The 11,570-nt window shown below is 72.1% G+C and carries 6 protein-coding genes; 2 read left to right on the top strand and 4 right to left on the bottom strand.

Features of this window, described 5'->3' with window-relative positions; all coding sequences use genetic code 11:
- The coding region (locus tag P3L51_RS31870) for a hypothetical protein (RefSeq protein WP_354608808.1) at window positions 1-1,865 on the top strand (1,865 nt) is incomplete at its 5' end.
- An 18-nt stretch (window positions 1,866-1,883) separates the two neighbouring features.
- On the opposite strand, the gene P3L51_RS31865 is transcribed toward P3L51_RS31870, so the two are convergent.
- A complete protein-coding gene (locus tag P3L51_RS31865) occupies window positions 1,884-2,315 on the bottom strand; it encodes a hypothetical protein (RefSeq protein ID WP_354608807.1) in 432 nt (143 codons plus the stop codon).
- A gap of 52 nt (window positions 2,316-2,367) precedes the next feature.
- Here P3L51_RS31865 and P3L51_RS31860 point away from each other — a divergent pair, with 52 nt between their 5' ends.
- Window positions 2,368-3,102: a TetR/AcrR family transcriptional regulator gene (locus P3L51_RS31860; RefSeq protein WP_354608806.1), complete on the top strand. Its 735-nt coding sequence runs from the start codon at window positions 2,368-2,370 to the stop codon at window positions 3,100-3,102.
- A 74-nt stretch (window positions 3,103-3,176) separates the two neighbouring features.
- On the opposite strand, the gene P3L51_RS31855 is transcribed toward P3L51_RS31860, so the two are convergent.
- From P3L51_RS31855 to pulA, 3 genes are all read right to left on the bottom strand, one after another.
- Window positions 3,177-3,884 (bottom strand): DUF4230 domain-containing protein, encoded by a 708-nt coding sequence (locus tag P3L51_RS31855; RefSeq protein WP_354608805.1) that lies wholly within the window; start codon window positions 3,882-3,884, stop codon window positions 3,177-3,179.
- Between the two features lie 108 nt (window positions 3,885-3,992).
- Window positions 3,993-6,029, bottom strand: coding sequence for an ATP-binding protein (locus tag P3L51_RS31850; protein ID WP_354608810.1), 2,037 nt, complete (start codon window positions 6,027-6,029; stop codon window positions 3,993-3,995).
- 106 nt (window positions 6,030-6,135) lie between these two features.
- Window positions 6,136-11,418, bottom strand: coding sequence for a pullulanase-type alpha-1,6-glucosidase (pulA, locus tag P3L51_RS31845; protein WP_435594569.1), 5,283 nt, complete (start codon window positions 11,416-11,418; stop codon window positions 6,136-6,138).
- Between the last annotated feature and the right edge of the window lie 152 nt (window positions 11,419-11,570).

Raw genomic sequence — 11,570 nt, 5'->3', positions numbered from 1 at the left:
AGGCCGCCCTCGTCGAGCACTACCCGCGGCTGGCGCGGATCGCGTATCTCGTGCTGCCTCCCGCGCTCGGTCGCAACCGCCGCGTGCTGACCGCCCACGCCGTCGTCCAGCGCTCGTTGCCGCGCAACCGCACGGCGGCGACGCCCGAGGACGGATACGCCTACGTACGCGGCCGGGTGCTGCGCCAGGCGCTCGACGCGGGCCGCCCGCTGCGCCGCGCGGCACGGCCCCGGCGCGCCCAACTGCCGCCGCTGCTGCCGCACGTGTGGGGCCTGCGGCTGTTCCCGCGCTCGGGCGGCGCCGACGAACTCGCCCTCGACCAGCGTCTGTCGGCCCTCTCCGGCGGCGCCAGGGCCGCCTTCGTACTGAGGGGGCTGGAGCGGCTGCCCGACGGGGACGTACGCCGACTGCTCACCGCCGCCGGGGTCGAGGACCCGGACGCGGCCCTCGTGGAGGCCGACGGCATCGGTACGGAGGGCGTGGCGCTGCTGGAGTCCCCCGAGTACGACCCCTGTTCGCTCCAGGCCCGCCCCACGGATCTGCTGCGCCGGCGCCGGCACGCGCGCGCGGCGGTCGCGGGTGTCGCCGCCGCGGCCGTCTGCGGTGCGCTGCTCGGGCTGCCCGGCGACGGCTGGGGCGCGAACGGCGCCGCCGCCCCGTCGTACGCGCGGGGCTCGGCGGCGGAGGCGGCTCTGGACCCGGCGAAGGTGCACCGCGTTCCGGAGAACGCCTGGCGGGCGTCCGCCCGTACGGACTTCTCCGTGTGGCCCACGCGCGGCGCGCTGGCCGACGACCGGCCGCTGCTGCGGCGGGCGCTGGCGGTGTGGGCCGGACCGGGGCCGTCGGTACGGGTCTCGTCGACCCCGGCGACGCCGGTGGGGCCGCCGATGGGACCGGCGCAGCTGCTGTACGCGGGCGAGGTCGACCGGGCGCGCGTGGTGCTGCTGTACGACGGGCTGCGGATCGCCCGGTACGCGGAACCCCGCACCGGCACCGGCCCCGTGGCGCTGGACTTCGCCCGGGTCGACGGGGCGTCGGCCGACACCCCGCCCGGCGCGGCCCCGGCCACGTACGCGCTGGTCGCCGGGCGCACGGACGGCAACGTGCGCTATCTGACGGCGCCCTGGGTGGGCGTGACGTCCGTACGCGATCTGCTCGACCCGGCCGGTGGCGCGCGGCCCCTCGGGCGCGGCGCGGACGGGGTGACGGATCCGCTGCCGACGCCCGGCGCGCGGCGGGAGTGCGGGGCGTGGGACGTGCTGGAGGTGGCGGAGAGCGGCAAGGGCGGCGCCGTGCGGCTGCTGTCCGACCTCGGCGAACTCACGCCCGCGCGGCTGACGTCGGGCCCGCCGTCGGCGCCCTCGGACGTGTCGGGGCCCGCGGCGCGCGCCGCCTGGGCGCGTACGGCGTGTCTGCTGCCGGCGGTGCGCTCGCACGGCGTGCGGACGGTGAACTCCTGGCAGTACGCGAGCCAGAGCCTGCCCGAGTCCAACGGCGGCGCCCGCTGGGTGTGCACCCGCGCGGAGACGTGGCGGGGCACGGAGAGCAGGGTGCTGGCGCAGTTCCAGCCGCCGTCGGCGAAGGCCGGCGTGCCCAAACCGGGAGCCGTCGCGGCGCGCGCGGAGAACTCGTCGGCGTGCGGCGCGCGGGAGCCGCGGGTGCTGGCGGGCGTGCTGTGGAAGTCGCGGGGCGGCCGGTGGTACGTACTGGCGGCCGGCAGCGACGAGTTCCGCTCCGTCCGTACGACGGGCGGTGTCACGGGCGACGGGCGGGGGCGGGTGCTCGCGGTGCCGGCCGGGCCCGGTGACCGGGCGGAGCTGGACGGGCTGCTGGCGGACGGCACACGGGTGGGCGCGCTGCGGTGACGGGCGGGGCCCGGCCGGTCAGGGCAGGAGCAGCCAGTCCGTGGCGAGCGTCCCCGCGAGGCCGAAGCCGAGCACCCAGGTGGCGAGGCGGGTGCGGCCGTGCCTGCTGAGTTCGATGACGACGCCGCAGAGGATCATCGCGAACCCGTAGAGGCCGACGACGAGGACGGAGCTGCGGTTGGCGAACCGTACGGCCAACAGGGTGGCCATGGCGACCAGAAGGACCGAGGCGACGACGACGCGGACGCGGCGGGCCTGGCGTGGGGTGAGGGCACTGTCGTCGTGGCCGTCGGCGCCGGGACCGTCCAGGTCGTCGGCGACGGCGTCGGCATCCGCATCGGCATCGGCCGCCAACTCCGCCGTCACCCCGGATCTCGCCTCGGACCTCGCCCCGGACACCAGCTCCGGTACGGGCCTTTCGGTGACCTCTTCCTGGTCAGGTGCGCTCATGGTCGGCGAGCGTAACCGACAGGCCGCGGCCACCGACGGTTAGGCTGTTCATATGACGACCGGGGTACGACGCAGAATGGGCGTCGAAGAACGACGGCAGCAACTGATCGGTGTCGCGCTGGAACTGTTCAGCCACCGTTCGCCCGATCACGTCTCCATCGACGAGATCGCGGCGGCCGCCGGCATCTCCCGGCCGCTGGTCTACCACTACTTCCCGGGCAAGCAGTCGCTGTACGAGGCCGCGTTGCGGCGGGCCGCCGACGAGTTGGCCGAGCGCTTCGTCGAACCGCGCGAAGGGCCGCTCGGCACCCGGCTGCTGCGCGTCATGACGCGCTTCTTCGACTTCGTCGACGAGCACGGCCCCGGCTTCTTCGCACTGATGCGGGGCGGTCCGGCCGTCGGTTCGTCCAGGGCCAACGCCATGATCGACGAGGTGCGGCAGGCCGCGTACGAGCAGATCCTGTCCCACCTCTCCATCCAGTCGCCGCCGCCCCGGCTGGAGCTGGTCGTGCGCTCCTGGGTCTCACTCGCCGAGTCGACGGCGCTGCTGTGGCTGGACGGCCGCCGGATCCCGCGCGGCGACCTGGAGTTGCAGCTGGTGCACGACTTCGCCGCGCTGGCCGCGGTGAGCGCGGCGTACGACGACGAGATGGCGCGGATCCTGCTGCCGGTCCTCGCCGACGAGCCGCCGGGCGGCCCGTTCGGCGATCTGGTGGCCCGCCTGACGGCCCTGGCGGCGACGCTGCCGACCGCGGCGCTGCCGCTTCCCGCTCCGCGTACGTCGTAGGACGTACGCCGCACGGAACGTACGCCGACGGGACGTACGGCTACAGGACCGCACGGCGTAGACGCAGGGGGCTGTCAGCCCGCCGCCCCGTAGACGACCGTCACTTCCTTGAAGCCGAGGGAGGTGAGCAGCCCTTGCAGCATGCTGGTGGTGTTCTTCTCGGCGCGTTCGGTCAGTCCGCTGTCCTTGGCGGCGTCCTGGATGTGCTTGGCGGCGAGCTTGTTGACGGCGCGCTCGTCGGCCGGATTGTCGGAGAAGAAGTCACCGAGCCGGTCGAACAGTCCGCGCTGCTTGGAGACGGCGTACGACCGGTCGGCGTCCAGCGTGGCCTTGCCCAGCTCGGCGTGCGGCAGCCGCAGCGTCGCGGTGGTGCGTTCCTTGTCGACCTGGACGTTCTTGTCGCCGATCCCGCCGAGATCCACGTACGACCCGACGCTGCCGGCCCCCACGTAGAGCGTGCGGCTCCCCTTGATGGAGTCGGGGAGGAACTTGGCGTCCTTCTCCAGATCCACCACCACCTGGAAGTTCCCGGACGCCGCCTGGTACCGGCTGAGGTCCTGGATGGATTTGAGAAGGGTCGGTCCGGTGCGGTCCTTCGTCTTCTCACCGAAGACATCGTCGAATCCGGGCACGAGGTCGAGCCGGCTGCCGATCCCGATCAGCACGACAAGCACCACGAGCCCGACGGGCAGCTTGACCCACCAGGGCGCCCTCGACACGCGCGACGCGCGTGTCCTGCCCTGGCCCTGTTCGGGTTCTGGTTTCACGTCGGTGGACGTCATGCCTACCGGGTTACCCGTCCGGCGGGGTTCACGCCACGACGAAGCCTGCAACAAGTTCGGGCAACTTCCGCGCATGGAAGCGGCGTTGACGGGATCGGCCGCCCCGGCTCACGGGATCGGCCCTCGCAGCGCCCTCGCCAGGCCGTTCGCCCTGTCCTCCGCCAGGCCCCGGCCGAACGCCGTCTCGTACGCCGGGTCGCCCACCGACTCGCGCGCCCCGCGTTCGCACTCCGTGCGGACCGCCGCCAGTTCCGGCGTGCCGCGCTGGGGGTGGCCGACCATCCGCCAGTAGGCCTGGCCCGTGCCGTAGACGTGGGCCGCCCGTTCGCCGTCGCCCTGGGCGGCTATGGCCGCCGCCAGGAGGTCGAGGCCCAGTGCGATGCCGAAGCTGTCGCGCAGTTGGTGTTTGCCGTCGAGCATCGAGCGGGCGTGGGTCTCCGCCTCGTGCGGGCGGCCGGTCAGCAGGTGGACCAGGGAGAGCTGGTAGTCGGCGTACGAGCGGGTCCAGCATTCGCCCCGCTCCGCGCACTCCTCGCGGAGGGTCGCCGCCTCCCTGCCCGCCTCTTCGAGCCGGCCGAGGCCGGTGAGGGCGAAGACACGGACGAGGCGGCAGCGCAGTTGCGAGGGGTAGGAGAAGCCGTCGCCCCCCACGGCGCTCAGCGCGCGGTCGGACACCGTGTGGCCGGCCTGCGCGCGGCCCATCATCAGTGAGGTGAGGCCGAGGAGGTACGCCGCCGAGAGCATGGACTCGGGATCCTTGTCCTTCCAGGCGGCCATGCTGCACCGTTCGCCGAAGCGGTGCGCGGCCTCGTGGTCGCCCTGGAGCATCACGGTCAGGCCCAGCGCCCACATCGTGCGGGTCCGGTCCGGTCCGGGCGCGTGGTGGGCGGCGAGGGTGCGTTCCAGGTAGATCCTGGCCTCGTGGAGGTGGCCGCAGCAGGTCCAGAAGAAGCCGACCCGGCCCGCCATCTCCTGGGCCGCCGCCGGGTCCGTGGCGAGGAAGTGGTCGAGGGCGGCGCACAGGTCGGAGTGGCTGTCGGCGATCCTGCCGTACCAGGCGATCTGGTCCCGGCCGAGCCATCCGCCGTGCGCCTGACGGACGAGCGCGGCGAAGTACGTGGCGTGGCGGTCGGCGAGCACGCGCTCCTCGCCGAGTTCGGCCAGCCACAGGGCGCCGTACTCGCGCAGTGTGTCGAGCATCCGGTGGCGGGTGCCGTCGCGCCGGAGCACGGAGCGGTCGGCGAGGCCCGTCAGGGCGCGGGTGACGTCGTCGGCGGTCAGCGGTCCGCCGGCGCAGACGGCGCGCGCGTCGGCCTCCTCGATGTCGCCGCTGAACACGGAGAGTCTGGCCCACAGCAGCCGTTCCAGCGGGGCGCAGAGTTCGTGGCTCCAGCCGATGGCGGTGCGCAGCGCCCGGTGGCGCCGGGGCCAGACGGTCTGGTCGGTGAGGACGTCGAGGCGGGAGGTGAGCCGTTCGGCGATCTCCTGGACGCTGTTCTCACCGAGGCGCGCGCAGGCGAGTTCGAGGGCCAGCGGGATGCCTTCGAGGCGGCGGCAGATCTCGTCGGCGGCCGCCGCGACGGGCGGTTCGTCGAGGGAGACGCCGGGCGCCGCCGTAGCGGCGCGCTCACGGAAGAGGGCGAGGGCCAGGCCCTTCTCGTCGTCGCCGTCCAGCGGCAGGGGCGCCACCTCGACCCGTTCCTCGGCGGGGGTGCCGAGCGGTTGCCGGCTGGTGGCGAGGACGGTGAGGCCGGGCGCGGCGGTGAGGAGTTCCCCGGCGAGCAGGGCGCAGGCGTTCACCAGCCGTTCGCAGCAGTCGAGTACGAGCAGCAGCCGCTTGTCGGTGAGCCATTCGCGGAGTGCTTCGACGGGCATCCGCAGGGTGTGGTCGGCGAGTCCGACCGCGTCGGAGACGGTGATGAGGAGCAGTCGGTCGTCGGTGAGCGGCGAGAGGTCGACCCACCAGACGCCGTCGGGGTAGCGCTCGACCGCCCGGCCGGCCGCGCGCAGCGCCAGTCTGCTCTTGCCCACGCCACCGGGGCCGGTGAGCGTGGTCAACCGGTGTGTCCGTAAAGCGCGTTCGACGGTGGCCAGCTCGCTCGTGCGTCCTACGAAGCTGGTCGTCTCGTCGGGAAGATGTCCCACCACGGGGACAGTCTGGCCCAGTTGGGGACCAGGACTGCCACCCATGGTGAGAATCAGTCAGAAAGGGACCTGTTCGATCAGGAGGGCAGGTCCGCCGGCGAGCCGGTCACCCCCCGGCCCGGAACACCGCCACCGTCCGCCCCGGCACCGCGAAGGTGCCCGAACTCCGCTCGTACAAAGCTTTCTTGACCGTCGCGTCCGAGCCGCCCGCCTGCTCCGGGTGCAGTCCGTACGCCCGGCCGGCGAGCGCCTCGATCCGCTGCCGCGACGTGTCCGGCATGGCGTTGAGGACCACCACCAGCTCCCCGAGGCGCATCGTGATGACACCCGGTGTCTCGTCGGGGCCGGACAGCGGGAAGGACAGCGCGGACTGAACGGCGCCCATGGAGGAGAGGCGGAATGCCGACTCCGTGGTACGGATCCTCAGCAGATCCTGGTACGCGGCGGAGGCGCCGGTGATCTCCGGGCAGCCGGGGGTGATGCCGGGGGTCCCCAACAGGGGCTTGGCGTAAGGCCACTTGTCCTCGTTGTCGGCGGCGGGCGGCAGTCCGCGCCCGAAGCCGTTGCCGTCGCGGCAGTCCCAGTTGATGGCGTTGAACCAGTCGCCGCTGTCGTAGGAGTTGCGGTCCAGCGACTTGGAACGGAGCAGGTCCGTCCCCGCCTGGGAGAGCGAGGGACCCTGGGTGAGCGCCGCCGTCGCCATGGCGAGCACCTGCGCCCTGGCCCGGTCGGCGGCCGGGGTGGCGCGCGGGAGCTTGAACGCCAGGGCGTCGTAGAGGCTCTCGTTGTCGTGCGCGTCCGAGTAGGCGAGCGCGTCGCCGGGTGCGGCGGCGTAGCCGGCCGGGGCGCCGTTGTAGTCGACCTCGGAGCCCTTGACGGTGCGGCCCGCGCTGTCGGTGAAGGAGTAGTCGGCGAGATTGCCGGTGAGACCGACCTTGATCAGGTCCTGGTAGTGCAGCAGCCTGGCCCGCTGTTCGGCCGGAGTGCCGTTCGCCGTGGAGGAGTTGGGGTCGGTGAAGAGTCCGGACGCGAAGCCCTGGACCCCGGGGTCCTCGTCGAACGGGCCGCCGCCGCGCACCGCGTCGCGCGCCCGGTCGGAGAAGGTCGCGATCCCGGTGCCCGCCATGTTCTTCTGCGTGGCCTGGACGAAGCGCGCGTCACCCGCGATCTCGCCGAAGTCCCAGCCCTCGCCGTAGAGGACGATCGCCTTCCCGTCGACCCCGTCCTTCGCGACGGTCAGCGCGTCCAACGCCTTCCGTACGGCGAGGATGTTGGCCTTGGGGTGATGGCCCATCAGGTCGAAGCGGAAGCCGTCGACCTTGTACTCCTTCGCCCAGGTGACGAGCGAGTCCACCACGATCTTGCCCATCATGGCGTTCTCGGGCGCGGTGTTGGCGCAGCAGGTGGACGTCGCCACGGTGCCGTCGTCGAGCAGCCGCTGGTAGTAGCCGGGCACGATCCGGTCGAGTACGGACTTGGGGTCCTGGCCGCTCGCCACGGTGTGGTTGTAGACGACGTCCATGACGGTCCGCAGGCCGGTGCCGTTGATGCCCTGCACCATCCGCCGGAACTCCACCGTGCGCTTCGTGCCTTCGGGGTCACTGGCGTAGCTGCCCTCGGGCACCGTGTAGTGCAGCGGGTCGTAGCCCCAGTTGAAGCCGTCCTTCGCCGCCGCCTTCGCGACGCAGGCCTGCTGCTCGTCGGAGTCGGGGGCGTACACGGACAGGTCACAGGCCGGTTCCTGCTGGTCGGAGGGCTTCTCCGGGATGGTGCCGATGTCGAAGGCGGGCAGCAGATGGACGTAGTTGGTCCCGGCGCCGGCCAGTTGGGCGAGGTGCTTCATGCCCTTGGACCCGGTGTCGGTGAAGGCCAGATAGCGGCCGGGGTGGTCCGAGGTGCGGTCCGCGATCGAGAAGTCGCGGACGTGCAGCTCCTGGATCCGCGCCTCGCGCATCGGGACGGCCGCCGGTTTCCTCAGCGTCGACCAGCCCTTGGGCGCGAGCTTCGGATCGGTCAGGTCGACGGCGAGGCTGCGGGCCGAGTCGGTGGTCAGTGCGGTCGAGTACGGGTCGGTGACCTTGTTGGTGACCATCTTCCGCACGCTGGGCGCCCAGACGTCGACCACGTACCGGTACGGCTTGCCCGTCCAGCTCCTCTTCCCCTCGACGGACCACACACCACTGCGGTCGTCGCGCCGCATCGGCACGCTCGATCCGTCCAGTTCGAGCGCGACCCGCCGGGCGGTGGGTGCCCACACCGACAAGGTGGGACTTCCCTTGCGGAAGACGGGCCCGAGCGAGGAGCGGGTGGCGTCGGCGGCGTACAGGTCGTCCAGCACGCCCGGAATCTGAACGCCGGTCGCGTCGAGCAGCGCGCCGTTGGCGGCCCGCTGCGTGGCGACGAGCTGGCCGCGCAGCGACTCCTTCACCCTGTCCCGGTCACGCGGGTCGACGGTGAAGGCCGGAAAGTCCTTCAGGTGCGGGTGGTCGGCCTTCTGGGCGTCGGTCAGCGTCCCCGGGGCGAGCCGCAGCCACTGCCCCTCCTTGGACAGCGCGCCGTTCTCGACGGTGATGCCGCCGTCGGGCGCGTAGACGAGCTGCTGGCTGGTGGCCTCGGTGGCCTTCACCTTCCACACGACGGTGTCGCGGTCGATCCACTGCGCCTCGGCCTTGCCGAGATCCGGCGTGGGTACGGCGCCGGCGGTCGGCAGCAGATACTTCGGCCGGCCGCCGAGCATCCAGACCTCGTTGCCGTACGTCGCCAGGTCCAGCGACTGGTCCGACGGCAGGTCCTTCTCGTCGCCCTTGTGCAGGATGTAGCTGAGCGATGTGGCGCCCTCGGCGAGCGGCACCTCGTACGTCACGCCGTACGCGTCCTCCTTCACCGGCATCAGCGGCTTCGCCCAGTCGGTCGGGTCCTTGGCGCCGGTCCAGGTGTGCAGTCCCCAGCCGTCGTAGTCGCCGTCGACCCGCTGGTAGTGCAGGACGGCCTTGGTCTTGTCCTGCGGCGGGTAGGCGCCGTCGGGCGCCTTCTCGCTCTGCCCGTCGGCGCCCTGCTCGACCCAGACTTCACCGGTCTTCGCGAGGTCGACGGTGCGCTCGGGGCCGTCCGGTGTGCCGTCCTTGACGACGGTGTACGGGACGCTCGACGCGCCTTCGGGGACGTCGACCCACGCGAACGCGCCGTACGCGTCACGGCCGGTGAACTCGGCGGTCTTGTCACCGGACTTGAGCTGCCACCCCTCGTACTTCCCGTCGGGGCGCTGGTAGTGCACGATCGCGTGCTCGCGCTCGACGGCCGTGGGCGGCTCGGGCGCGGGCGTCTGCCCGGCGGTCGACGAGGCGAGGGCCGAGGCGGTACGGCCCCGGCTGTCAATGACAACCGCCTTGTAGCGCAGGGGTGTTCCTGCGGTCACGTCGGCATCGAGATGCTGGGTGACCTTGTACGGGGCGTGGTCGGCGCTGCCGAGGGTGCGCCACTTGCCGTTGCCGGTCTGGGCGGCGAACACGACGCGGTTGAGCTGTCCGCCGTCGACGTCCGCGCCGATCTCCACGGTGCCGGTGGCGCCCGCCTCCGGGGCCGTCAGGGTGATCGACGGCTTGGCGGCGGGCGGCGCGAGCGGTTCGGCGGCCCGCAGGACGAGCGACGACAGCGCCGGGACGGTGACCTCGATCGTCGCGTCGGCCCCGCTGCGTACCGTGCCCGAAGTGCCGTACACGGCACGGAAGTCGGCCCGCGCCGAACCGGTCGGCACCCGCACGGTCTTCGGCGTCGCCGCGTTGTTCACGGCGACGACGTACTCGTCGCGCTTCCGCGCGTCGGTGCGGGAGAACGCGTACACGGAGTCGGCGGCGTAGCGCTCGGTCTGTACGCCGTCCCGCAGCGCCGGGTGGCGCTTGGTGAGCTTCGAGAGTTCGGCGATCGACCGGTAGATCGGGTGCGTGGGGTCGTACGCGTCCGAGGCGTGCGTGCGGTCGGTGCCGAGCTGGTCGTCGTCCAGATAGTCGGGGGTGGTGGACGCGAAGAGGCTCTGGCGGGCGTCCTTGTCGCCACCGGGGCCGGTGAAGCCCTGTTCGTCGCCGTAGTAGATCACCGGGTTGCCGCGCGAGAAGAACATCAGCTCGTTGGCGAGGCGGGCGCGCTGGAGAAGTTCGGCGTCGCCGGCATCCGGGTTGTCCTGCTTGAGGAAGGTGCCGATACGGCCCATGTCGTGGTTGCCGAGGAAGGACACCTGCTCGTAGGCATTGGCCTTGTCGGTGGTGTAGCGGTAGTCCTCGGCGAAGACCTTCCCCAGCCGTTCGGTGGACGCTCCCTGCGAGGCGAACGCGCGCGCCGCGTCCTGGAGGGGGAAGTCGAGTGTGGAGTCGAGCCGCCCGCGTGTCACGGACGGGGAGGTGACGGCGGTGTCGGCGGAGTAGACCTCGCCGAACATGAAGAAGTCGTCGCGGCCCCGCTTCGCGGCGTAGGCGTCGAGCGCGGTGGCCCACTGGGTCCAGAAGTCCAGGTCGACATGTTTGACGGTGTCGATGCGGAAGCCGTCGATGTCGAAGTCGCGGACCCACTTCTGGTAGATCTCCGCCATGCCGTCGACGACCTCGGGACGCTCGGTCCACAGGTCGTCGAGGCCCGAGAAGTCGCCGTACTCGGAGCTCTCCCCGGCGAAGGTCGAGTCGCCCCGGTTGTGGTACATCGTCGGGTCGTTGAGCCAGGACGGGACCTTCTTCTCGCCCGCCTTGGGGACCGGTGTGTACGGGAACGCGTCGGTGTCGACGCGGCCGACGCCCTCGCGGTCGTCGAAGGGGCGGCCGTCCTTGTCGAGATACGGATAGGCGCCCTTGGGGCGGTAGTTGTACTTCTTCTCGGCGTAGTCGACGGTGTCGGCCGTGTGGTTGGTGATGACGTCGAAGAAGACCTTCATGCCCTTGTCATGGGCCTTGTCGATCAGCTTCGCCAGCTCGGCGTTGGTGCCGAAGTGCGGGTCGACCTGGGTGAAGTCGGTGATCCAGTAGCCGTGGTAGCCGGCCGACATGTCGTCGCCCGTGCCCTGCACCGGCTTGTTCTTGAAGATGGGCGCCATCCAGATGGCGGTGGTGCCCAGGCCCTTGATGTAGTCGAGCCGATCGGTGATCCCCTTGAGGTCGCCGCCCTGGTAGAAGCCCTTGCCGGTGGGGTCGTAACCGGTGGCGTCACGCGAACCGGTCAGCCCGCCGCGGTCGTTGGACCGGTCGCCGTTGGCGAAGCGGTCGGGCAGCACGAAGTAGAACTGGTCGCGCGTCAGGTCGTGTCGGGCGGGTTCGTCGGCGAGCCGGGCGTCCGACGGCGGGGCCGGGGCGCGGGCGGCGACGGCCGGCAGCGCGGGCACCAGGGCCGCGCACAGGGCCGCGGCCACGACGGCGACGGCCGCGGTGCGCGGGAGCGCGGGCAGGGGCGGGCGTATCACGCGGGGATCTCCTCGGGGTACGGGAGGGCCGGCCCGGAGACGCGCGTGGGGCTGGGGTGCGCGTCGCCGGGGCGGCCGGATGGTGCGGGGGGCTGTCTCTT

Source organism: Streptomyces panacea, from assembly GCF_040560175.1.
Lineage (GTDB): Bacteria > Actinomycetota > Actinomycetes > Streptomycetales > Streptomycetaceae > Streptomyces > Streptomyces panacea.
This window is presented reverse-complemented; position numbering and strand designations above follow the sequence as displayed.

What these genes read in the sequence shown, in the direction of transcription:
- P3L51_RS31865 (WP_354608807.1), bottom strand. Translation starts at nt 2,315, where the DNA reads ATGAGCGCACCTGACCAGGAAGAGGTCACCGAAAGGCCCGTACCGGAG.
- P3L51_RS31860 (WP_354608806.1), top strand. Translation starts at nt 2,368, where the DNA reads ATGACGACCGGGGTACGACGCAGAATGGGCGTCGAAGAACGACGGCAG.
- P3L51_RS31855 (WP_354608805.1), bottom strand. Translation starts at nt 3,884, where the DNA reads ATGACGTCCACCGACGTGAAACCAGAACCCGAACAGGGCCAGGGCAGG.